Annotated in this window: 28 protein-coding genes; all 28 read right to left on the reverse strand. The window is 54.8% G+C overall.

Translation table 11 applies throughout. The features are described from left to right. On the reverse strand, positions 1-629 hold a 629-nt coding region (locus FEM54_RS03970), incomplete at its 3' end, for a preprotein translocase subunit SecY (RefSeq protein WP_138449613.1). After that, positions 630-1,067, reverse strand: a complete 438-nt coding sequence (gene rplO / locus FEM54_RS03975) for a 50S ribosomal protein L15 (RefSeq protein ID WP_138449615.1) — start codon at positions 1,065-1,067, stop codon at positions 630-632. Positions 1,068-1,070: 3 nt separating this feature from the next. Then, complete coding sequence (gene rpmD / locus FEM54_RS03980; RefSeq protein ID WP_003176408.1) at positions 1,071-1,247, reverse strand: 50S ribosomal protein L30; 177 nt, start codon at positions 1,245-1,247, stop codon at positions 1,071-1,073. A 2-nt stretch (positions 1,248-1,249) separates the two neighbouring features. Further along, positions 1,250-1,750, reverse strand: coding sequence for a 30S ribosomal protein S5 (gene rpsE, locus FEM54_RS03985; RefSeq protein WP_003176409.1), 501 nt, complete (start codon positions 1,748-1,750; stop codon positions 1,250-1,252). Positions 1,751-1,753: 3 nt separating this feature from the next. Then, the gene (gene rplR / locus FEM54_RS03990) at positions 1,754-2,104 is read right to left on the reverse strand and encodes a 50S ribosomal protein L18 (RefSeq protein WP_017135964.1); all 351 of its coding nucleotides are present in this window, start codon (positions 2,102-2,104) and stop codon (positions 1,754-1,756) included. A 10-nt stretch (positions 2,105-2,114) separates the two neighbouring features. After that, on the reverse strand, positions 2,115-2,648 hold the full coding sequence (rplF, locus tag FEM54_RS03995) for a 50S ribosomal protein L6 (protein ID WP_003176412.1): 534 nt from the start codon (positions 2,646-2,648) through the stop codon (positions 2,115-2,117). 12 nt (positions 2,649-2,660) lie between these two features. Beyond that, on the reverse strand, positions 2,661-3,053 hold the full coding sequence (rpsH, locus tag FEM54_RS04000) for a 30S ribosomal protein S8 (protein ID WP_010566853.1): 393 nt from the start codon (positions 3,051-3,053) through the stop codon (positions 2,661-2,663). Positions 3,054-3,261: 208 nt separating this feature from the next. Beyond that, positions 3,262-3,567 carry a 30S ribosomal protein S14 gene (rpsN, locus tag FEM54_RS04005; RefSeq protein WP_003176414.1) on the reverse strand — a complete coding sequence of 102 codons (306 nt, stop codon included), beginning with the start codon at positions 3,565-3,567 and terminating at the stop codon, positions 3,262-3,264. A 13-nt stretch (positions 3,568-3,580) separates the two neighbouring features. Beyond that, the gene (rplE, locus tag FEM54_RS04010) at positions 3,581-4,120 is read right to left on the reverse strand and encodes a 50S ribosomal protein L5 (RefSeq protein ID WP_003176415.1); all 540 of its coding nucleotides are present in this window, start codon (positions 4,118-4,120) and stop codon (positions 3,581-3,583) included. Between the two features lie 20 nt (positions 4,121-4,140). Beyond that, positions 4,141-4,455: a 50S ribosomal protein L24 gene (gene rplX / locus FEM54_RS04015; protein ID WP_003176416.1), complete on the reverse strand. Its 315-nt coding sequence runs from the start codon at positions 4,453-4,455 to the stop codon at positions 4,141-4,143. Positions 4,456-4,466: 11 nt separating this feature from the next. Beyond that, positions 4,467-4,835, reverse strand: a complete 369-nt coding sequence (gene rplN, locus FEM54_RS04020) for a 50S ribosomal protein L14 (protein ID WP_002555479.1) — start codon at positions 4,833-4,835, stop codon at positions 4,467-4,469. Positions 4,836-4,858: 23 nt separating this feature from the next. Beyond that, entirely contained in the window at positions 4,859-5,125 is a 267-nt protein-coding gene (gene rpsQ / locus FEM54_RS04025) for a 30S ribosomal protein S17 (RefSeq protein WP_003176419.1), read from the reverse strand. Between the two features lie 2 nt (positions 5,126-5,127). Then, entirely contained in the window at positions 5,128-5,319 is a 192-nt protein-coding gene (gene rpmC / locus FEM54_RS04030; protein ID WP_002555481.1) for a 50S ribosomal protein L29, read from the reverse strand. After that, the gene (gene rplP / locus FEM54_RS04035; RefSeq protein ID WP_003232424.1) at positions 5,319-5,732 is read right to left on the reverse strand and encodes a 50S ribosomal protein L16; all 414 of its coding nucleotides are present in this window, start codon (positions 5,730-5,732) and stop codon (positions 5,319-5,321) included. Before rplP ends, rpmC begins: the two co-directional genes overlap by 1 nt. Before the next feature lie 12 nt (positions 5,733-5,744). Beyond that, on the reverse strand, positions 5,745-6,431 hold the full coding sequence (gene rpsC, locus FEM54_RS04040; protein ID WP_003176422.1) for a 30S ribosomal protein S3: 687 nt from the start codon (positions 6,429-6,431) through the stop codon (positions 5,745-5,747). Between the two features lie 13 nt (positions 6,432-6,444). Then, entirely contained in the window at positions 6,445-6,777 is a 333-nt protein-coding gene (gene rplV / locus FEM54_RS04045; RefSeq protein ID WP_003103908.1) for a 50S ribosomal protein L22, read from the reverse strand. Between the two features lie 11 nt (positions 6,778-6,788). Then, complete coding sequence (gene rpsS, locus FEM54_RS04050; protein WP_002555486.1) at positions 6,789-7,064, reverse strand: 30S ribosomal protein S19; 276 nt, start codon at positions 7,062-7,064, stop codon at positions 6,789-6,791. Positions 7,065-7,080: 16 nt separating this feature from the next. Further along, a complete protein-coding gene (gene rplB / locus FEM54_RS04055) occupies positions 7,081-7,905 on the reverse strand; it encodes a 50S ribosomal protein L2 (protein WP_003176423.1) in 825 nt (274 codons plus the stop codon). Positions 7,906-7,919: 14 nt separating this feature from the next. After that, positions 7,920-8,219, reverse strand: a complete 300-nt coding sequence (rplW, locus tag FEM54_RS04060) for a 50S ribosomal protein L23 (RefSeq protein WP_002555488.1) — start codon at positions 8,217-8,219, stop codon at positions 7,920-7,922. After that, the gene (gene rplD, locus FEM54_RS04065) at positions 8,216-8,818 is read right to left on the reverse strand and encodes a 50S ribosomal protein L4 (RefSeq protein WP_017135963.1); all 603 of its coding nucleotides are present in this window, start codon (positions 8,816-8,818) and stop codon (positions 8,216-8,218) included. Before rplD ends, rplW begins: the two co-directional genes overlap by 4 nt. Positions 8,819-8,830: 12 nt before the next feature. Further along, positions 8,831-9,466, reverse strand: coding sequence for a 50S ribosomal protein L3 (rplC, locus tag FEM54_RS04070; protein ID WP_003194649.1), 636 nt, complete (start codon positions 9,464-9,466; stop codon positions 8,831-8,833). Positions 9,467-9,547: 81 nt separating this feature from the next. After that, a complete protein-coding gene (gene rpsJ / locus FEM54_RS04075; protein ID WP_003186070.1) occupies positions 9,548-9,859 on the reverse strand; it encodes a 30S ribosomal protein S10 in 312 nt (103 codons plus the stop codon). A 158-nt stretch (positions 9,860-10,017) separates the two neighbouring features. Next, on the reverse strand, positions 10,018-11,211 hold the full coding sequence (gene tuf, locus FEM54_RS04080) for an elongation factor Tu (protein ID WP_003176426.1): 1,194 nt from the start codon (positions 11,209-11,211) through the stop codon (positions 10,018-10,020). 30 nt (positions 11,212-11,241) lie between these two features. Beyond that, positions 11,242-13,347, reverse strand: a complete 2,106-nt coding sequence (gene fusA, locus FEM54_RS04085; RefSeq protein ID WP_010206921.1) for an elongation factor G — start codon at positions 13,345-13,347, stop codon at positions 11,242-11,244. 30 nt (positions 13,348-13,377) lie between these two features. Then, the gene (rpsG, locus tag FEM54_RS04090) at positions 13,378-13,848 is read right to left on the reverse strand and encodes a 30S ribosomal protein S7 (RefSeq protein WP_002555493.1); all 471 of its coding nucleotides are present in this window, start codon (positions 13,846-13,848) and stop codon (positions 13,378-13,380) included. Between the two features lie 118 nt (positions 13,849-13,966). Beyond that, positions 13,967-14,338 carry a 30S ribosomal protein S12 gene (gene rpsL / locus FEM54_RS04095; RefSeq protein ID WP_002555494.1) on the reverse strand — a complete coding sequence of 124 codons (372 nt, stop codon included), beginning with the start codon at positions 14,336-14,338 and terminating at the stop codon, positions 13,967-13,969. Between the two features lie 217 nt (positions 14,339-14,555). Next, positions 14,556-18,755: a DNA-directed RNA polymerase subunit beta' gene (gene rpoC, locus FEM54_RS04100; protein WP_017135962.1), complete on the reverse strand. Its 4,200-nt coding sequence runs from the start codon at positions 18,753-18,755 to the stop codon at positions 14,556-14,558. Positions 18,756-18,819: 64 nt separating this feature from the next. Then, positions 18,820-20,354, reverse strand: a 1,535-nt coding sequence (locus FEM54_RS04105) for a DNA-directed RNA polymerase subunit beta (RefSeq protein WP_477749725.1), incomplete at its 5' end; no start/stop codon positions are given.

Genomic DNA, 20,354 nt, shown 5'->3' on the forward strand with positions numbered 1-20,354 from the left:
ATATCACCCTGACGTGCAGACTCGAAAGACTGCCCGATTGCTCTCGGAAGACCGGCGACGATACCTGCGAAAATCAACATCGAGATACCGTTGCCAACACCACGCTCAGTAATCTGCTCACCCAGCCACATCATGAACATCGCGCCAGCCACAAACGTGGATACCGCGACGAAATAGAAGCCAAAGTCACCAGTGAACGCAACGCCCTGCCCCGCCAGGCCAACGGACATGCCGATAGCTTGAACCAGGGCGAGAACGACAGTGCCGTAGCGGGTGTACTGGCTAATCTTGCGACGGCCAGCTTCACCTTCCTTCTTCAACTGCTCCAGCTGCGGGCTCACGGCGGTCATCAACTGCATGATGATCGATGCCGAAATGTACGGCATGATCCCCAATGCAAAGATGCTCATCCGTTCCAGCGCGCCGCCGGAAAACATGTTGAACAAGCTAAGAATGGTCCCCTCATTCTGTCGAAACAGGTCTGCGAGTCGGTCCGGGTTGATACCTGGAACCGGGATGTGTGCGCCTATTCGGTAGACGATAATCGCCAGGAACAGAAAACGCAGACGAGCCCAAAGTTCAGACATACCGCCTTTGCCGAGCGCTGAGAGAGCACCTTGCTTAGCCATTTATTCCTCGAACTTGCCGCCAGCTGCTTCGATAGCCGAACGCGCACCTTTGGTGGCGCGGATTCCCTTGCCGATAGTGACAGCGCGAGTCACTTCACCGTACAACATGATTTTCCCACGTTGTACGTTGACGTTGATCACGTTGGCATCTTTCAGGGTCTGCACAGTAACGATGTCGCCTTCCACTTTAGCCAGCTCGGACAGACGCACTTCTGCGCGATCCATGGCTTTCAGGGATACGAAACCGAACTTAGGCAGGCGACGATGCAGCGGCTGTTGACCGCCTTCAAAGCCAGGAGCAATGGTGCCACCGGAGCGGGAGGTTTGACCTTTGTGGCCACGGCCACCAGTCTTACCCAAACCGCTACCGATACCACGGCCCGGACGATGCTTTTCGCGACGGGAACCCGGCGCTGGACTCAGATCATTGAGTTTCATCGATTAACCCTCTACACGCAGCATGTAGTAAGCCTTGTTGATCATCCCGCGATTCTCGGGAGTATCCTGGACTTCTACAGTGTGACCGATGCGACGCAGACCCAAACCTTTAACACACAGTTTGTGGTTAGGGATGCGGCCGGTCATGCTTTTGATCAGCGTTACTTTAACGGTAGCCATGATCAGAAGATCTCCTTGACAGTCAGACCACGCTTGGCAGCGATGGACTCAGGAGATTGCATAGCTTTCAAACCCTTGAAAGTGGCGTGAACCACGTTTACCGGGTTAGTCGAGCCGTAGCACTTGGCCAGAACGTTCTGAACGCCAGCAACCTCGAGGACAGCACGCATAGCGCCGCCAGCGATGATACCGGTACCTTCAGAAGCAGGCTGCATGTACACCTTCGAAGCGCCGTGAGCGGACTTCATTGCGTACTGCAGCGTGGTGCCGTTCAGATCAACTTGGATCATGTTGCGACGAGCAGCTTCCATTGCCTTCTGGATCGCGGCAGGCACTTCACGTGACTTGCCACGGCCGAAGCCAACACGCCCTTTACCATCACCTACCACGGTCAACGCGGTGAAAGTGAAGATACGGCCGCCTTTAACGGTTTTGGCTACGCGGTTAACTTGAACCAGCTTCTCAATGTAGCCTTCGTCGCGCTTTTGGTCGTTATTTGACATAACTTAGAACTCCAGCCCAGCTTCACGAGCAGCATCAGCCAGCGCTTTCACGCGACCGTGGTACTTGAAGCCAGAGCGGTCGAAAGCCACTTGCGAGACGCCCACGGCCTTAGCACGTGTAGCGACCAGCTGGCCAACCTTTGTGGCCGCGTCGATGTTGCCGGTGGCACCATCACGCAGTTCTTTATCCAAAGTCGAGGCGCTGGCCAGGACTTTGTTGCCGTCGGCCGAGATGACCTGGGCGTAGATGTGCTGCGACGAGCGGTACACGCAGAGACGCACGACTTCGAGTTCGTGCATTTTCAGGCGTGCTTTGCGAGCGCGACGCAGTCGAGTAACTTTTTTGTCGGTCATTTGCTATGCCCTACTTCTTCTTGGCTTCTTTACGACGGACGACTTCGTCCGCGTAGCGCACACCTTTGCCTTTGTACGGCTCTGGTGGACGGAAGTCGCGGATCTCAGCGGCCACCTGACCTACCAGCTGCTTATCAATACCCTTGATCAGGATATCGGTTTGGCTAGGGGTCTCAGCGGTGATGCCTTCCGGCAGTTCGTAATCCACTGGGTGCGAGAAGCCAAGGGCCAGGTTCAAAACCGTGCCTTTTGCTTGCGCTTTGTAACCAACACCGACCAGCTGGAGCTTACGCTCGAAGCCTTGGCTTACGCCTTGGACCATGTTGTTTACCAACGCACGCGTGGTACCGGCCATTGCGCGAGTTTGTTGATCGCCATTGCGAGCAGCGAAACGCAGCTCACCAGCTTCTTCAACGATCTCAACGGACGAATGGATGTTCAGTTCAAGAGTGCCCTTGGCACCCTTCACCGAAAGCTGTTGGCCTGCGAATTTTACTTCGACACCGGCTGGCAGCTTAACGGGGTTCTTAGCGACGCGAGACATGCTTATCCCCCCTTAGAACACAGTGCAAAGAACTTCGCCGCCGACACCGGCAGCGCGCGCAGCACGATCCGTCATCACACCTTTGTTGGTGGAGACGATAGACACGCCCAGACCGCCACGAACTTTCGGCAGATCTTCAGCGGACTTGTACTGACGCAGGCCTGGACGGCTAACGCGCTTCACTTCTTCAATGACCGAACGGCCTTCGAAGTACTTCAGCTCGATGGACAGCAGTGGCTTGGTTTCGCTGCTGATCTGATAACCCGCAATGTAGCCTTCGTCTTTCAGGACTTTGGCAACAGCTACCTTCAACTTGGAAGATGGCATGCTTACGACGGACTTTTCAGCCATCTGGGCATTACGGATACGAGTTAGCATGTCCGCTAACGGGTCCTGCATACTCATGGGCTAGACGCTCCTAATACAAAAAAATTAGCCTTGCGGCTACATATGTCGCCGAGAATCTCCGGCCATAAAAAACACGGGCTCAGGCGAGCCGCGTATTTTAGACATACTCCGGAAATGAAACAAGCCCCAAAAGGGGCTTGATCCAGATTCAAGGTCACCGGCGGTCAGTATCTTGCGATTCTGCCCACCTGGACGTTGAAAGTACTTACCAGCTGGCTTTAACCAGACCTGGTACGTCACCACGCATTGCCGCTTCACGCAGTTTGTTACGGCCGAGGCCGAACTTGCGGTAAACGCCGTGTGGACGACCGGTCAGGCGGCAGCGGTTACGCATGCGCGAAGCGCTTGCGTCACGTGGCTGCTTCTGCAGAGCAACTGTAGCTTCCCAGCGCGCTTCTGGACTTGCGTTCAGATCAACGATGATTGCTTTCAGTGCTGCACGCTTCTTGGCGTACTTGGCAACCGTGAGCTGACGCTTCAGCTCGCGGTTTTTCATGCTCATCTTGGCCATGGTCCTACTCCAATCAGTTGCGGAACGGGAATTTGAAAGCACGCAACAGGGCGCGACCTTCATCATCGTTCTTGGCAGTGGTGGTCAGGGTGATGTCCAGACCGCGGAGAGCATCGATCTTGTCGTAGTCGATTTCCGGGAAGATGATCTGCTCTTTCACGCCCATGCTGTAGTTACCACGACCATCGAAGGACTTGGCATTCAGGCCGCGGAAGTCGCGAACCCGAGGCAGGGAGATCGACAGCAGACGATCCAGGAATTCATACATACGCTCACGGCGCAGAGTCACTTTGACGCCGATCGGCCAACCTTCACGGACTTTAAAGCCAGCGATGGATTTCCGAGCGTAAGTCACAACGACTTTTTGACCGGTGATCTTTTCCAGGTCAGCAACAGCGTGCTCGATGACTTTTTTGTCACCGACCGCTTCGCCCAGACCCATGTTCAGGGTGATTTTGGTAACGCGTGGAACTTCCATCACGTTCGAAAGCTTAAGTTCTTCCTTAAGTTTCGGTGCGATTTCTTTCCAGTAAATCTCTTTTAGTCGTGCCATGGTCTTCTACCTAGCAGTGTTCAAGCATCAACCGCTTTTTGGGTCGACTTGAAGACACGAATTTTCTTGCCGTCTTCTACTTTGAAACCAACGCGGTCAGCCTTGTTGGTTTCGCCGTTGAAAATGGCGACGTTAGAAGCGTCCAGTGGAGCTTCTTTTTCGACGATACCGCCTTGTACGCCCGACATCGGGTTAGGCTTGGTATGACGCTTAACCAGGTTCAGACCGCCGATAACCAGACGGTTATTAGCGAGAACCTTAAGCACCTTACCGCGCTTACCTTTGTCTTTGCCGGCGATCACGATGATCTCGTCGTCACGACGAATCTTTTGCATGTCGGATCTCCTTACAGCACTTCTGGGGCGAGCGAGACGATCTTCATGAACTTCTCAGTACGAAGTTCACGGGTCACTGGCCCAAAGATACGGGTGCCGATCGGCTCTTGCTTGTTGTTCAGAAGAACAGCAGCGTTGCCATCAAAGCGGATAATGGAGCCATCAGCACGGCGTACGCCGTGACGAGTGCGGACTACAACAGCAGTCATCACTTGGCCTTTTTTCACTTTACCGCGAGGAATTGCTTCCTTCACGGTAACTTTGATGATGTCACCGATACCAGCGTAACGACGATGGGAGCCACCCAGCACCTTGATGCACATAACACGGCGAGCGCCGCTGTTATCGGCCACATCGAGCATGGATTGAGTCTGAATCATATAATTTCTCCGACCCCTAGTCCTTAGACTTCCACAGCGCGTTCGAGAACATCAACCAGTGCCCAAGACTTGGTCTTGGCCAGCGGACGAGTTTCACGAATAGTGACTTTGTCGCCGATGTGGCACTGGTTGGTTTCGTCGTGCGCGTGCAGCTTAGTCGAACGCTTAACATATTTACCGTAGATCGGGTGCTTAACGCGACGCTCGATCAGTACGGTGATGGTTTTGTCCATCTTGTCGCTGACAACACGGCCAGTCAGCGTACGGACAGTCTTTTCGGCTTCAGCCATGATCACTTACCTGCCTGCTGGTTGAGCACAGTCTTCACGCGAGCGATGTCACGCTTAACTTGCGAGAGCAGATGAGACTGCCCCAACTGGCCAGTTGCTTTCTGCATACGCAGATTGAACTGGTCGCGCAGCAGGCCGAGCAGTTGCTCGTTCAGCTGCTGTGCGGATTTTTCACGAAGTTCATTCGCTTTCATCACATCACCGTCCGTTTAACAAAGGCGGTGGCGAGCGGCAGCTTTGCAGCAGCCAGGGCAAAAGCCTCACGCGCCAGCTCTTCAGTTACACCCTCGATTTCATACAGGACTTTGCCTGGCTGAATCTGGGCTACCCAGTATTCCACGTTACCCTTACCTTTACCCATCCGAACCTCGAGAGGCTTTTTGGAGATCGGCTTGTCCGGGAATACACGGATCCAGATCTTGCCGCCACGTTTTACGTGACGGGTCAGTGCACGACGCGCTGACTCGATCTGACGAGCGGTGAGACGACCACGAGCTACAGACTTCAGCGCGAACTCGCCGAAGCTGACTTTGCTACCGCGCTGAGCCAGACCACGGTTGTGGCCTGTCATCTGCTTGCGGAACTTCGTACGCTTAGGTTGCAACATTTGGCGTACCCCTTACTTAGCAGCTTTTTTACGAGGCGCTGGTGCTTGTGGTTTCAGTTCTTCTTGGCGACCACCAATTACTTCGCCCTTGAAGATCCAAACCTTTACACCGATCACACCGTAAGTGGTGTGAGCTTCGTAGTTGGCATAGTCGATGTCGGCACGCAGGGTGTGCAGTGGCACACGACCTTCGCGATACCATTCAGTACGTGCGATTTCAGCACCGCCGAGACGACCGCTCACTTGGATTTTGATGCCTTTGGCACCAATGCGCATGGCGTTCTGTACAGCGCGCTTCATAGCGCGACGGAACATTACACGACGCTCCAGCTGCTGAGCTACGCTCTGCGCAACCAGCATACCGTCGAGCTCCGGCTTACGGATCTCTTCGATATTGATGTGCACAGGCACACCCATTTGCTTGGTCAGGTCCTGACGCAGTTTCTCAACATCTTCACCTTTCTTCCCGATAACGATACCTGGACGAGCGGTGTGGATGGTGATACGTGCAGTTTGTGCCGGACGATGGATATCGATACGGCTTACGGACGCGCTTTTTAGTTTGTCTTGGAGATACTCACGCACCTTCAGATCAGCGAACAAATAGTCCGCATAAGTCCGACCGTCTGCGTACCAGACGGAGGTGTGCTCCTTGACGATTCCCAGGCGAATGCCAATGGGATGTACTTTCTGACCCATCTCTTCGACTCCGTTACTTGTCAGCAACCTTGACAGTGATATGGCAAGACCGCTTGACGATGCGATCAGCACGGCCTTTGGCACGTGGCATGATGCGCTTCAGCGAACGCCCTTCGTTGACGAAAACGGTGCTGACCTTCAGGTCATCAACGTCTGCGCCTTCGTTATGCTCGGCGTTGGCTACGGCCGACTCCAGCACTTTCTTCATGATCTCGGCGGCTTTCTTACTGCTGAAAGCCAACAGGTTGAGCGCTTCGCCCACCTTCTTCCCGCGGATCTGGTCGGCGACCAAGCGGGCTTTCTGGGCGGAGATTCGAGCGCCCGACAACTTAGCGGCTACTTCCATTTCCTAACCCCTTAACGCTTGGCTTTCTTGTCTGCCACGTGCCCACGATAAGTGCGGGTACCGGCAAACTCGCCCAGTTTGTGGCCGACCATGTCTTCGTTAACGAGAACTGGGACGTGTTGGCGACCGTTGTGTACTGCGATGGTCAGACCGACCATTTGTGGCAGGATCATCGAACGACGCGACCAGGTCTTAACTGGTTTGCGATCGTTCTTTTCCGCCGCCACTTCGATCTTCTTCAGTAGGTGAAGATCAATAAAAGGACCTTTTTTCAGAGAACGTGGCACTGTCGTATCCCTCTATTTACTTGCGACGACGGACGATCATTTTGTCGGTACGCTTATTACCACGAGTCTTCGCGCCCTTAGTCGGGAAGCCCCATGGCGATACCGGATGACGACCACCAGAGGTACGACCTTCACCACCACCGTGTGGGTGGTCAACCGGGTTCATGGCAACACCACGAACGGTTGGGCGAACGCCACGCCAGCGTTTGGCACCAGCTTTACCCAGCGAACGCAGGCTGTGCTCGGAGTTCGAGACTTCGCCCAAGGTCGCGCGGCATTCAGCCAGCACTTTACGCATCTCACCAGAACGCAGACGCAGGGTCACGTAGACACCTTCACGAGCGATCAGCTGAGCCGAAGCACCAGCGGAACGAGCGATTTGCGCGCCTTTACCTGGCTTCAATTCGATGCCGTGTACGGTGCTACCAACTGGAATGTTACGCAGTTGCAGAGCGTTGCCCGGCTTGATCGGTGCCAAAGCACCTGCGATCAGCTGGTCACCAGCACTCACGCCTTTAGGGGCGATGATGTAGCGACGCTCGCCATCTGCGTACAGCAGCAGAGCGATGTGAGCAGTACGGTTTGGATCGTATTCGATACGCTCGACAGTGGCAGAGATGCCATCTTTGTCGTTGCGACGGAAATCGACCAGACGATAATGCTGCTTATGGCCCCCACCGATGTGACGAGTGGTAATACGACCATTGTTGTTACGACCACCAGTCTTCGATTTTTTCTCGAGCAGCGGTGCGTGAGGAGCGCCTTTATGCAGCTCCTGGTTGACCACCTTGACCACAAAACGGCGGCCAGGGGAAGTCGGTTTGCATTTAACGATTGCCATGATGCACCCCTTCCTTACTCAGCACTGCTGCTGAAATCGAGATCTTGGCCTGGCTGAAGGGAGATAACTGCCTTCTTCCAGTCATTACGCTTGCCCAGACCGCGAGCAGTGCGCTTGCTCTTACCCAGAACATTCAGGGTAGTAACACGCTCTACTTTCACGCTGAACAGGCTTTCGACGGCCTTCTTGATTTCCAGCTTGGTTGCGTCAGTTGCAACCTTGAAAACGAACTGGCCTTTCTTGTCAGCCAGAACCGTAGCCTTTTCGGAAACGTGCGGGCCAAGCAGAACTTTAAATACGCGTTCCTGGTTCATCCCAGCAGCTCCTCGAATTTCTTCACGGCCGACACGGTGATCAACACCTTGTCGTATGCGATCAGACTAACTGGATCGGAACCTTGCACGTCACGTACATCAACGTGTGGCAGGTTGCGAGCAGCCAGGTACAGGTTCTGATCAACTGCTTCCGACACGATCAAAACGTCGGTCAGGCTCATGTTGTTCAGTTTGCCCAGCAGATCTTTGGTTTTTGGACTTTCAACAGCGAAGTCTTGAACCACGACCAGGCGATCAGTACGCACGAGTTCAGCAAGGATGGAGCGCAGTGCTGCGCGATACATCTTCTTGTTGAGCTTCTGAGTGTGATCCTGCGGACGAGCTGCGAAAGTGGTACCGCCGCCACGCCAGATTGGGCTACGGATAGTACCGGCACGAGCACGGCCAGTACCTTTCTGACGCCAAGGGCGCTTACCGCCACCACGTACGTCGGAACGGGTCTTTTGCTGCTTGCTACCTTGACGGCCGCCGGCCATGTAGGCCACGACTGCTTGGTGAACCAGCGTCTCGTTGAATTCGCCGCCAAATGTCAGTTCGGAAACTTCGATCGCTTGAGCGTCATTTACATTTAATTGCATGTCAGCTTCCCCTTAACCGCGAGCCTTGGCCGCTGGACGTACAACCAGGTTGCCGCCAGTAGCGCCAGGAACAGCACCCTTGACCAACAACAGATTGCGTTCAGCGTCGACGCGCACTACTTCGAGGGACTGCACGGTCACGCGCTCAGCGCCCATATGACCGGACATTTTTTTGCCCTTGAATACACGACCAGGAGTCTGGCACTGGCCAATAGAGCCCGGGACGCGGTGGGAAACGGAGTTACCGTGAGTGTTGTCTTGGCCACGGAAATTCCAACGCTTGATCGTACCCTGGAAGCCTTTACCCTTGGACTGACCGGTTACATCAACCAGTTGACCAGCGGCGAAGATTTCAGCGTTGATCAGATCGCCAGCCTGGTAGTCGCCGTCTTCGAGACGGAACTCCATAACAGTGCGACCAGCTGCAACGTTTGCTTTAGCGAAGTGACCTGCTTGAGCAGCAGTCACGCGCGAAGCACGACGCTCGCCGACAGTGACTTGCACTGCACGATAGCCATCGGTTTCTTCAGTTTTGAACTGGGTGACGCGATTCGGCTCGATCTCAATGACCGTGACCGGAATGGAGACACCTTCTTCGGTGAAAATACGGGTCATACCGCATTTACGACCGACTACACCAATAGTCATGTTGTAAACCTCATGAGTGTACGGGGCTTTCACCCGCTATGGCCGCCCATTTCAGAGCGTTACACGACTAAGACCCAAGTCTTAGCCGAGGCTGATCTGTACTTCCACACCGGCCGCCAGATCAAGCTTCATAAGTGCATCAACGGTTTTATCCGTTGGCTGGACGATGTCCAGTACGCGCTTATGAGTACGGATCTCGTACTGGTCACGCGCGTCTTTGTTGACGTGCGGGGAGACCAGAACGGTGAACCGCTCTTTACGGGTAGGCAGTGGAATTGGACCACGCACTTGAGCACCAGTACGTTTCGCGGTTTCCACGATTTCCTGGGTGGATTGGTCGATCAGGCGATGGTCAAAAGCCTTCAACCTGATACGGATTTGCTGATTTTGCATTGGATTTCAGACTCCGGCTGCTATTCCCAGCGAGCGCAATACGCCCGTTAAAAGGAGGCGCAATTCTATAGACGGCCCTGATAGGTGTCAACCCAATAAAAAAGGCCCCCGCTGAGCGGGGGCCTTTTCAAACATCAGAGCTATCTCAGAAGAGATAATTACTCGATGATTTTAGCTACAACGCCAGCACCAACGGTACGGCCGCCTTCACGGATTGCGAAACGCAGACCGTCTTCCATAGCGATGGTTTTGATCAGGGTGACAACCATTTTGATGTTGTCGCCTGGCATTACCATTTCTACGCCTTCCGGCAGTTCGCAGTTACCGGTTACGTCGGTAGTACGGAAGTAGAACTGTGGACGGTAGCCTTTGAAGAACGGAGTGTGACGGCCGCCTTCTTCTTTGCTCAGCACGTACACTTCAGCTTCGAACTTGGTGTGCGGCTTAACCGAACCTGGCTTAACCAGAACCTGGCCACGCTCAACGTCGTCACGCTTGGTACCACGCAGCAGAACGCCGCAGTTCTCGCCAGCACGACCTTCGTCGAGCAGTTTACGGAACATTTCAACACCGGTGCAGGTGGTGACGGTAGTGTCACGCAGACCAACGATTTCCAGTGGATCTTGAACCTTGACGATACCGCGCTCGATACGACCAGTTACAACAGTACCGCGACCGGAGATCGAGAATACGTCTTCGATTGGCATCAGGAACGGCTTGTCGATAACACGAACTGGATCTGGGATGTAGCTGTCCAGAGTCTCAACCAGTTTACGAACGGACGTGGTGCCCATTTCGTTGTCGTCTTTGCCTTCCAGAGCCATACGAGCAGAACCGATGATGATCGGAGTGTCGTCGCCTGGGAAGTCGTAAGTGCTCAGCAGATCGCGCACTTCCATCTCAACCAGTTCCAGCAGCTCAGCGTCGTCTACCAGGTCGGCCTTGTTCAGGTAAACCACGATGTACGGAACGCCTACCTGACGGGACAGCAGGATGTGCTCACGGGTTTGTGGCATCGGACCATCAGCGGCCGAGCAAACCAGGATCGCGCCGTCCATCTGGGCAGCACCGGTGATCATGTTCTTCACATAGTCAGCGTGACCTGGGCAGTCAACGTGAGCGTAGTGACGGATCAGCGAGTTGTATTCAACGTGCGCGGTGTTGATGGTGATACCACGAGCTTTTTCTTCTGGCGCGCTGTCGATTTTATCGAAATCAACGATTGCGGAACCGAATACTTCGGAGCAAACGCGAGTCAGAGCAGCAGTCAGAGTGGTTTTACCGTGGTCAACGTGACCGATGGTGCCAACGTTGACGTGCGGTAGGGAACGATCAAATTTTTCTTTAGCCACGACAATTAACTCCTTGCCTAAAGGACTGAATCAGCCTTGTTTTTTGGATACAGTTTCAGCGATGTGCGCCGGAGCTGTGTTGTATTTTTTGAATTCCATAGAGTAGCTTGCGCGACCCTGGGACATGGAGCGAACGTCGGTCGCATAACCGAACATCTCACCCAACGGAACCTCGGCGCGAATCACTTTGCCGGAAACCGTGTCTTCCATACCCAAGATCATGCCGCGACGACGGTTAAGGTCGCCCATGACATCACCCATATAGTCTTCAGGTGTAACAACTTCTACCGCCATGATTGGCTCAAGCAACTCACCACCGCCCTTCTGGGCCAGTTGCTTGGTTGCCATGGAAGCAGCCACCTTAAACGCCATCTCGTTGGAGTCGACGTCGTGGTAAGAACCGTCAAAAACGGTTGCTTTCAGGCCGATCAGCGGATAGCCGGCAACAACACCGTTCTTCATCTGCTCTTCGATACCCTTCTGGATAGCAGGGATGTATTCCTTAGGAACAACACCACCCACTACTTCGTTCACGAATTGCAGACCTTCCTGACCTTCGTCAGCAGGAGCAAAACGGATCCAGCAGTGACCGAACTGACCACGACCGCCGGACTGACGAACGAACTTGCCTTCGATTTCACAGTTCTTCGTGATGCGCTCACGATAGGAAACCTGAGGCTTACCGATGTTGGCTTCGACGTTGAACTCACGGCGCATCCGGTCAACCAGGATGTCCAGGTGCAGCTCGCCCATGCCGGAGATGATCGTTTGACCAGTCTCTTCATCAGTCTTGACGCGGAAAGATGGATCTTCCTGAGCAAGTTTGCCCAAAGCGATACCCATTTTTTCCTGGTCATCCTTGGTCTTAGGCTCTACGGCAACCGAAATAACCGGCTCCGGGAAGTCCATGCGAACCAGGATGATTGGCTTGGCAGCGTCGCACAAAGTCTCACCAGTGGTGACGTCCTTCATGCCGATCAGGGCCGCGATGTCACCAGCGCGTACTTCCTTGATCTCTTCACGGGCGTTTGCGTGCATTTGCACCATACGACCCACGCGCTCTTTCTTGCCTTTAACCGAGTTGATCACGCCGTCGCCGGATGCCAACACGCCCGAGTAAACACGGACGAAGGTCAAAGTACCCACGAATGGGTCGGTAGCGATCTTGAACGCCAGGGCCGAGAACGGCTCGCTGTCGTCTGCATGACGCTCCATTTCTTCTTCCTCGTTATCAGGGTTGGTACCCTTGATAGCAGGAATATCGGTTGGAGCAGGCAGGTAGTCGATCACAGCATCGAGAACCAGGGGAACGCCCTTGTTCTTGAACGAGGAACCGCAAACAGCCAAGACGATCTCACCAGCGATAGTACGCTGACGCAGAGCGGCCTTGATTTCCACGTTGGTGAGTTCTTCACCCTCGAGGTACTTGTTCATCAGCTCTTCGCTGGCTTCGGCCGCAGCCTCAACCATGTTGTTGCGCCACTCGTCAGCCAGTTCCTGCAGTTCTGCAGGGATAGGCTTACGAACAGGAACCATACCTTTGTCGGAGTCATTCCAGTAAACAGCTTCCATGTTGATCAGATCGATCTGACCCTGGAAGTTGTCTTCGGAACCGATTGCCAATTGAATTGGCACCGGAGTGTGACCCAGGCGCTGTTTGATCTGACCGATCACGCGCAGGAAGTTGGCACCAGCACGGTCCATCTTGTTTACGTAAACAAGACGTGGAACGCCGTACTTGTTGGCTTGACGCCATACGGTTTCCGACTGAGGCTCAACACCCGAGGTACCGCAGAACACAACGACAGCGCCGTCGAGTACGCGCAGGGAACGCTCAACTTCAATGGTGAAGTCTACGTGGCCTGGTGTATCGATTACGTTGAAGCGATGCTCGTCTTTGTACTGCTTCTCGGAACCTTTCCAGAAGGCGGTAATAGCAGCAGAAGTAATGGTAATACCACGCTCCTGCTCCTGAACCATCCAGTCTGTGGTCGCGGCGCCGTCATGCACCTCGCCCATTTTGTGACTTTTGCCGGTGTAAAACAGTACGCGCTCGGTGGTGGTGGTTTTACCAGCATCCACGTGAGCAACGATACCGATGTTACGGTAGCGGCTAATCGGAGTAGTACGAGCCATAAAGCCCTCGCAAAATTAGTGAAGCTAAGATTAGAAGCGGTAGTGCGAGAAAGCTTTGTTAGCTTCAGCCATACGGTGCACGTCTTCACGCTTCTTAACAGCAGCACCTTTACCTTCAGCGGCGTCCAACAGCTCGCCGGCCAAACGCAGAGCCATAGACTTCTCGCCGCGCTTACGGGCGAAGTCTACCAACCAGCGCATTGCCAGAGCGTTACGACGGGACGGACGAACTTCGACCGGAACCTGGTAAGTAGCACCGCCTACACGGCGCGACTTCACTTCGACCAGCGGAGCGATGGCGTCGAGAGCTTTCTCGAAGATTTCCAGGGGGTCGCTGTTCTTGCGTTCTTTAACCTTTTCCAGCGCGCCATAAACGATACGCTCGGCAACGGCTTTCTTGCCGCTTTCCATCACGTGGTTCATGAACTTGGCCAGAATTTGGCTTCCGTATTTTGGATCGTCAAGCACTTCGCGCTTGGCTGCTACGCGTCTTCTTGGCATGGATAAGCCCTCAAACGGTCTTCAGGTTCGCTCGGAATCGGTGCCCTTTCGGGACGCCTCCGACCTTACTCTTATCGACTCAGAAAATAAGATGATTCAGTTTTACAAAAAGCCGCTACTACTTAGGCTTCTTGGTACCGTACTTCGAACGACCCTGGTTACGACCTTTAACGCCGGAAGTATCCAAGGAGCCGCGTACGGTGTGGTAACGAACACCTGGCAAGTCTTTTACACGACCGCCGCGGATCAGTACCACGCTGTGCTCTTGCAGGTTGTGGCCTTCACCGCCGATGTACGAGGAAACCTCGAAACCGTTGGTCAGACGCACACGGCATACTTTACGCAGTGCCGAGTTAGGTTTTTTCGGCGTGGTGGTATACACACGAGTGCATACGCCACGACGTTGCGGGCAGTTCTGCAGCGCAGGTACGTCGGATTTCTCGACGATACGCTTACGCGGCTGACGTACCAGCTGGTTGATAGTTGCCATCTACTAGCTCCACTGTTGTCTTGCGACGCTATTGTCTTGCAAGAAAAGCAAAATGGCAGGAACGAATTCCCGCCAAATTTAGGGGTACAAGAGTCTAAAGAGGATCTTGCCCCCAGTCAAGGCAAGGCCCCGACCTCCCCTCTCATCGAACCGGGACAAAAATGCCTCGATCCGACGAATGGGGGCTGCCAGGGCCCAGACTTATTTACCGCAGAACTCAGTTACCGCTTGAGTTCAGCGCTTCGGTCAGTGCAGCTTCCACTTCACTGGCGCTTACGCGCAGCGGCTTGTCAGCATCACGGCGGCGCTTGCGCTCGCTGTGGTAAGCCAAACCGGTACCTGCCGGGATCAAACGACCCACGACTACGTTTTCCTTCAGGCCGCGCAGGTAATCGCGCTTGCCGGTTACCGCTGCTTCGGTCAGTACGCGAGTGGTCTCCTGGAAGGAGGCCGCCGAGATGAACGACTCAGTGGACAACGACGCCTTGGTGATACCCAGCAACACACGAGTGAACTTGGAGACAAATTTGTCTTCCGCGCCCAGACGTTCGTTTTCTACCAGAACGTGAGTCAGTTCCATCTGGTCGCCCTTGATGAAACTGGAATCGCCGGATTCAGCGATTTCAACTTTACGCAGCATCTGACGCAGGATGGTCTCGATGTGCTTATCGTTGATCTTCACGCCTTGCAGACGGTAAACGTCCTGGATCTCGTTAACGATGTACTTGGCCAGCGCACTCACACCCAGCAGACGCAGGATGTCGTGTGGATCGCTCGGGCCGTCGGAGATAACTTCGCCGCGGTTTACCTGTTCGCCTTCGAAGACGTTCAGGTGACGCCACTTCGGAATCAGCTCTTCGTACGGATCAGTACCATCGTTCGGGGTAATGACCAGACGGCGCTTGCCTTTGGTCTCTTTACCGAACGCGATGGTGCCGCTGACTTCAGCCAGAATCGACGCTTCTTTCGGACGACGAGCTTCAAACAAGTCGGCAACACGCGGCAGACCACCGGTGATGTCGCGAGTCTTCGAAGTTTCTTGCGGGATACGCGCGATAACATCACCGATCGCGATCTTCGCACCATCCGCTACACCGACCAGGGCGTTGGCTGGCAGGAAGTACTGAGCGATTACGTCAGTGCCTGGCAGCAACAAGTCCTTGCCGTTGTCGTCAACCATCTTAACGGCAGGACGGATGTCTTTACCGGCAGCTGGACGATCTTTCGCGTCGAGTACTTCAATGTTGGTCATACCGGTCAATTCGTCAGTCTGACGCTTGATCGTGATGCCTTCTTCCATGCCCACGTAGGTCACGGTACCTTTCATTTCGGTAACGATTGGGTGAGTGTGCGGATCCCACTTGGCCACGATTGCGCCAGCGTCGACCTTGTCACCTTCTTTAACCGAGATCACAGCACCGTACGGCAGCTTGTAACGCTCGCGCTCACGACCGTAGTCATCAGCGATTGCCAGCTCACCGGAACGGGACACAGCAACCAGGCAACCATCCACTCGCTCAACGTGTTTCAGGTTGTGCAGACGGACAGTACCGCCGTTCTTCACCTGAACGCTGTCAGCTGCGGAGGTCCGGCTTGCCGCACCACCGATGTGGAACGTACGCATGGTCAGCTGGGTACCCGGCTCACCGATGGACTGGGCAGCAATTACGCCAACCGCTTCACCGATGTTCACCTGGTGACCACGAGCCAAGTCACGGCCGTAGCACTTGGCGCAAATGCCGTAGCGGGTTTCGCAGCTGATCGGCGAGCGAACAATCACTTCGTCGATGCTGTTGAGTTCGATGAACTCGACCCACTTTTCATCCACCAGGGTGCCAGCAGGAACGATAACTTCCTCGGTACCTGGCTTGAATACGTCACGGGCAATTACTCGACCCAGTACGCGCTCACCCAACGGTTCTACAACGTCGCCGCCTTCGATGTGCGGAGTCATCAGCAGACCGTGTTCGGTGCCGCAGTCAACTTCAGTCACAACCAAGTCTTGCGCAACGTCTACCAGACGACGAGTCAGGTAACCGGAGTTAGCCGTTTTCAACGCGGTATCCGCAAGACCCTTACGAGCACCGTGAGTGGAGATGAAGTACTGAAGTACGCTCAAACCTTCACGGAAGTTCGCAGTAATCGGCGTTTCGATGATGGAGCCGTCCGGCTTGGCCATCAGGCCACGCATACCGGCGAGCTGACGGATCTGCGCAGCAGAACCCCGTGCGCCCGAGTCGGCCATCATGTACATCGAGTTGAACGACTCTTGATCGACTTCTACGCCATGACGGTCGATAACCTTCTCTTTCGAGAGGTTAGCCATCATCGCCTTCGACACTTCGTCGTTGGCCTTGGACCAAAGGTCGATCACTTTGTTGTACTTCTCGCCCTGGGTTACCAGGCCGGAGGCGTACTGGCTTTCGATTTCTTTCACTTCATCAGTTGCAGCATTGATGATCTGGGCTTTTTCATCCGGGATAACGAAGTCGTTAACACCGATGGAAACGCCGGAAATGGTCGAATAAGCAAAGCCGGTGTACATCAGCTGGTCAGCGAAGATCACGGTCTCTTTCAAACCAACCACGCGGTAGCACTGGTTGATCAGCTTGGAGATCGCCTTTTTCTTCATCGGCAAGTTGACGACGTCGTACGACAGGCCTTTTGGCACAACTTGATACAGCAAGGCACGGCCGACAGTGGTGTCGACAATACGGGTGCCGCTCACGCTGCCGCCATCACGGTCGTTGACGGTTTCGTTGATCCGCACTTTGACCTTGGCGTGCAGTGCGGCTTCGCCGGCACGGAACACACGGTCAACTTCTTGCAGGTCAGCGAACACACGACCTTCACCTTTGGCGTTGATCGCTTCACGAGTCATGTAGTACAGACCCAATACAACGTCCTGCGACGGAACGATGATTGGCTCACCGTTGGCTGGCGACAGAATGTTGTTGGTCGACATCATCAACGCGCGCGCTTCCAACTGGGCTTCCAGTGTCAGCGGTACGTGCACGGCCATTTGGTCGCCGTCGAAGTCGGCGTTGTACGCAGCACAGACCAGAGGGTGCAGCTGGATAGCCTTACCTTCGATCAGTACTGGTTCAAACGCCTGGATACCCAGACGGTGAAGGGTCGGTGCACGGTTGAGGAGAACCGGGTGTTCGCGAATCACTTCAGCGAGAACGTCCCAAACCTCTGGCAGTTCGCGCTCGACCATTTTCTTGGCCGCTTTGATGGTGGTCGCGAGACCGCGCATTTCCAGCTTGCCGAAGATGAATGGCTTGAACAGCTCAAGTGCCATCTTCTTGGGCAGACCGCACTGGTGCAGACGCAGGGTCGGGCCTACGGTAATTACCGAACGACCGGAGTAGTCAACACGCTTACCGAGCAAGTTCTGACGGAAACGACCTTGCTTACCCTTGATCATGTCAGCCAAGGATTTCAGAGGACGCTTGTTCGAACCGGTGATAGCGCGGCCACGACGGCCGTTGTCGAGCAAGGCATCGACAGCTTCTTGCAACATACGCTTTTCGTTGCGCACGATGATGTCCGGAGCGGACAGATCGAGCAGGCGCTTCAAGCGGTTGTTACGGTTGATCACGCGGCGGTACAGGTCGTTGAGGTCGGACGTCGCGAAACGACCACCGTCCAACGGTACCAGCGGACGCAGGTCTGGCGGCAGAACCGGCAGAACGGTCAGCACCATCCACTCTGGCAAGTTGCCGGAACCCTGGAAGGCTTCCATCAACTTCAGACGCTTGGACAGCTTCTTGATCTTGGTTTCGGAGTTGGTTTGCGGAATTTCTTCGCGCAGACGGCCAATCTCGTGCTCCAGGTCGATAGCGTGCAGCAGCTCGCGGACAGCCTCGGCACCCATACGGGCATCAAAGTCGTCGCCGAATTCTTCCAGCGCTTCGAAGTACTGCTCGTCGTTCAGCAGCTGACCTTTTTCAAGGGTGGTCATGCCTGGATCGATAACGACATAGCTCTCGAAGTAGAGAACGCGTTCGATATCACGCAGGGTCATGTCCATCAGCAAGCCGATACGGGACGGCAGCGATTTCAGGAACCAGATGTGGGCAACCGGCGAAGCCAGTTCGATGTGCGCCATGCGCTCACGACGAACCTTGGCCAGTGCAACTTCAACGCCGCACTTCTCGCAGATCACACCACGGTGCTTCAAGCGCTTGTACTTACCGCACAGGCACTCGTAATCCTTTACCGGGCCAAAGATCTTGGCGCAGAACAGGCCGTCACGCTCAGGTTTGAACGTACGGTAGTTGATGGTTTCCGGCTTTTTAACTTCACCGAACGACCACGAACGGATCATCTCAGGCGATGCCAACCCAATACGGATGGCGTCGAACTCTTCGACTTGACCCTGGTTTTTCAGCAAATTCAGTAGGTCTTTCAAGGCCTTTCCTCCTGGCGGAGCAGAGAGCGGGCTAAACAACCCCGCTCTCGATTCGCGTCACGTGTTATTCGGTTTCCAGATCGATATCGATGCCGAGGGAACGAATTTCTTTGATCAACACGTTGAAGGACTCGGGCATGCCCGGCTCCATACGGTGATCGCCGTCCACGATGTTTTTGTACATCTTGGTCCGACCGTTCACATCGTCCGACTTCACTGTGAGCATTTCTTGCAGAGTGTATGCAGCACCGTATGCTTCCAGTGCCCAGACCTCCATCTCCCCGAAACGCTGACCACCGAACTGAGCCTTACCACCCAGCGGCTGCTGGGTAACCAGGCTGTACGAACCGGTAGAACGAGCGTGCATCTTGTCGTCTACCAAGTGGTTCAGCTTCAGCATGTACATGTAGCCAACAGTAACCGGGCGCTCAAACTTGTTGCCGGTACGGCCGTCGAACAGCTGCATCTGGCCGCTTTCCGGCAGGTCTGCCAGTTTCAGCATGGCCTTGATTTCGCTTTCCTTGGCACCGTCGAACACCGGGGTAGCCATTGGAACGCCGCCGCGCAGGTTCTTCGCCAGGTCCAGGATTTCCTGGTCGGAGAAGGTGTCCAGCTCTTCGTTGCGACCGCCGATCTCGTTGTAGATCTCGTGCAGGAACTTACGCAGGTCAGCAACCTTGCGCTGCTCTTCGATCATACGGTTGATCTTCTCGCCCAGACCTTTGGCCGCGAGGCCCAGGTGGGTTTCGAGGATCTGACCAACGTTCATACGCGAAGGTACGCCCAACGGGTTGAGGACGACGTCGACCGGGGTGCCATTGGCATCGTGCGGCATGTCTTCAACCGGCATGATCACGGAGACCACACCTTTGTTACCGTGACGACCGGCCATCTTGTCGCCCGGCTGGATGCGGCGACGGATTGCCAGGTAAACCTTGACGATTTTCAGCACGCCTGGAGCCAGGTCATCGCCCTGCTGCAGTTTGCGCTTCTTGTCTTCGAACTTGTCGTCCAGCAGACGGCGGCGATCAACGATGTAGGCCTGGGCCTTCTCGAGCTGCTCGTTCAGAGCATCTTCAGCCATGCGCAGTTTGAACCACTGGCCGTGCTCAAGACCGTCGAGTACTTCGTCGGTGATGTCCTGACCTTTCTTCAGACCTGCGCCGCCTTCAGCCTTGTGGCCTACCAGAGCGGAACGCAGACGTTCGAAGGTCGCGCCTTCAACGATACGGAACTCTTCGTTCAGGTCCTTGCGGATCTCGTCGAGTTGAGTCTTCTCGATGGACAGTGCACGAGCATCACGCTCAACGCCGTCACGGGTGAAGACCTGTACGTCGATAACAGTACCCTTGGTACCGGTAGGTACACGCAGGGAGGTGTCTTTAACGTCGCTGGCTTTTTCACCGAAGATGGCACGCAGCAGCTTCTCTTCCGGAGTCAGTTGGGTCTCGCCTTTCGGAGTGACCTTACCTACCAGGATGTCGCCTGCGCCAACTTCAGCACCTACGTAAACGATACCGGCTTCGTCCAGCTTGTTCAGTGCAGCTTCACCCACGTTCGGGATGTCTGCAGTGATTTCCTCTGGCCCAAGCTTGGTAT

The organism is Pseudomonas edaphica (assembly GCF_005863185.1).
Classification (GTDB): domain Bacteria; phylum Pseudomonadota; class Gammaproteobacteria; order Pseudomonadales; family Pseudomonadaceae; genus Aquipseudomonas; species Aquipseudomonas edaphica.

Excerpts from the sequence above, each read along its gene's own strand:
- rplO (WP_138449615.1), bottom strand. The coding sequence starts at position 1,067 with ATGAAACTCAATGATCTGAGTCCAGCGCCGGGTTCCCGTCGCGAAAAG.
- rpmD (WP_003176408.1), bottom strand. The coding sequence starts at position 1,247 with ATGGCTACCGTTAAAGTAACGCTGATCAAAAGCATGACCGGCCGCATC.
- rpsE (WP_003176409.1), bottom strand. The coding sequence starts at position 1,750 with ATGTCAAATAACGACCAAAAGCGCGACGAAGGCTACATTGAGAAGCTG.
- rplR (WP_017135964.1), bottom strand. The coding sequence starts at position 2,104 with ATGACCGACAAAAAAGTTACTCGACTGCGTCGCGCTCGCAAAGCACGC.
- rplF (WP_003176412.1), bottom strand. The coding sequence starts at position 2,648 with ATGTCTCGCGTCGCTAAGAACCCCGTTAAGCTGCCAGCCGGTGTCGAA.
- rpsH (WP_010566853.1), bottom strand. The coding sequence starts at position 3,053 with ATGAGTATGCAGGACCCGTTAGCGGACATGCTAACTCGTATCCGTAAT.
- rpsN (WP_003176414.1), bottom strand. The coding sequence starts at position 3,567 with ATGGCCAAGATGAGCATGAAAAACCGCGAGCTGAAGCGTCAGCTCACG.
- rplE (WP_003176415.1), bottom strand. The coding sequence starts at position 4,120 with ATGGCACGACTAAAAGAGATTTACTGGAAAGAAATCGCACCGAAACTT.
- rplX (WP_003176416.1), bottom strand. The coding sequence starts at position 4,455 with ATGCAAAAGATTCGTCGTGACGACGAGATCATCGTGATCGCCGGCAAA.
- rplN (WP_002555479.1), bottom strand. The coding sequence starts at position 4,835 with ATGATTCAGACTCAATCCATGCTCGATGTGGCCGATAACAGCGGCGCT.
- rpsQ (WP_003176419.1), bottom strand. The coding sequence starts at position 5,125 with ATGGCTGAAGCCGAAAAGACTGTCCGTACGCTGACTGGCCGTGTTGTC.
- rpmC (WP_002555481.1), bottom strand. The coding sequence starts at position 5,319 with ATGAAAGCGAATGAACTTCGTGAAAAATCCGCACAGCAGCTGAACGAG.
- rplP (WP_003232424.1), bottom strand. The coding sequence starts at position 5,732 with ATGTTGCAACCTAAGCGTACGAAGTTCCGCAAGCAGATGACAGGCCAC.
- rpsC (WP_003176422.1), bottom strand. The coding sequence starts at position 6,431 with ATGGGTCAGAAAGTACATCCCATTGGCATTCGCCTGGGAATCGTCAAG.
- rplV (WP_003103908.1), bottom strand. The coding sequence starts at position 6,777 with ATGGAAGTAGCCGCTAAGTTGTCGGGCGCTCGAATCTCCGCCCAGAAA.
- rplB (WP_003176423.1), bottom strand. The coding sequence starts at position 7,905 with ATGGCAATCGTTAAATGCAAACCGACTTCCCCTGGCCGCCGTTTTGTG.
- rplW (WP_002555488.1), bottom strand. The coding sequence starts at position 8,219 with ATGAACCAGGAACGCGTATTTAAAGTTCTGCTTGGCCCGCACGTTTCC.
- rplD (WP_017135963.1), bottom strand. The coding sequence starts at position 8,818 with ATGCAATTAAATGTAAATGACGCTCAAGCGATCGAAGTTTCCGAACTG.
- rplC (WP_003194649.1), bottom strand. The coding sequence starts at position 9,466 with ATGACTATTGGTGTAGTCGGTCGTAAATGCGGTATGACCCGTATTTTC.
- rpsJ (WP_003186070.1), bottom strand. The coding sequence starts at position 9,859 with ATGCAAAATCAGCAAATCCGTATCAGGTTGAAGGCTTTTGACCATCGC.
- fusA (WP_010206921.1), bottom strand. The coding sequence starts at position 13,347 with ATGGCTCGTACTACTCCGATTAGCCGCTACCGTAACATCGGTATCGTT.
- rpsG (WP_002555493.1), bottom strand. The coding sequence starts at position 13,848 with ATGCCAAGAAGACGCGTAGCAGCCAAGCGCGAAGTGCTTGACGATCCA.
- rpsL (WP_002555494.1), bottom strand. The coding sequence starts at position 14,338 with ATGGCAACTATCAACCAGCTGGTACGTCAGCCGCGTAAGCGTATCGTC.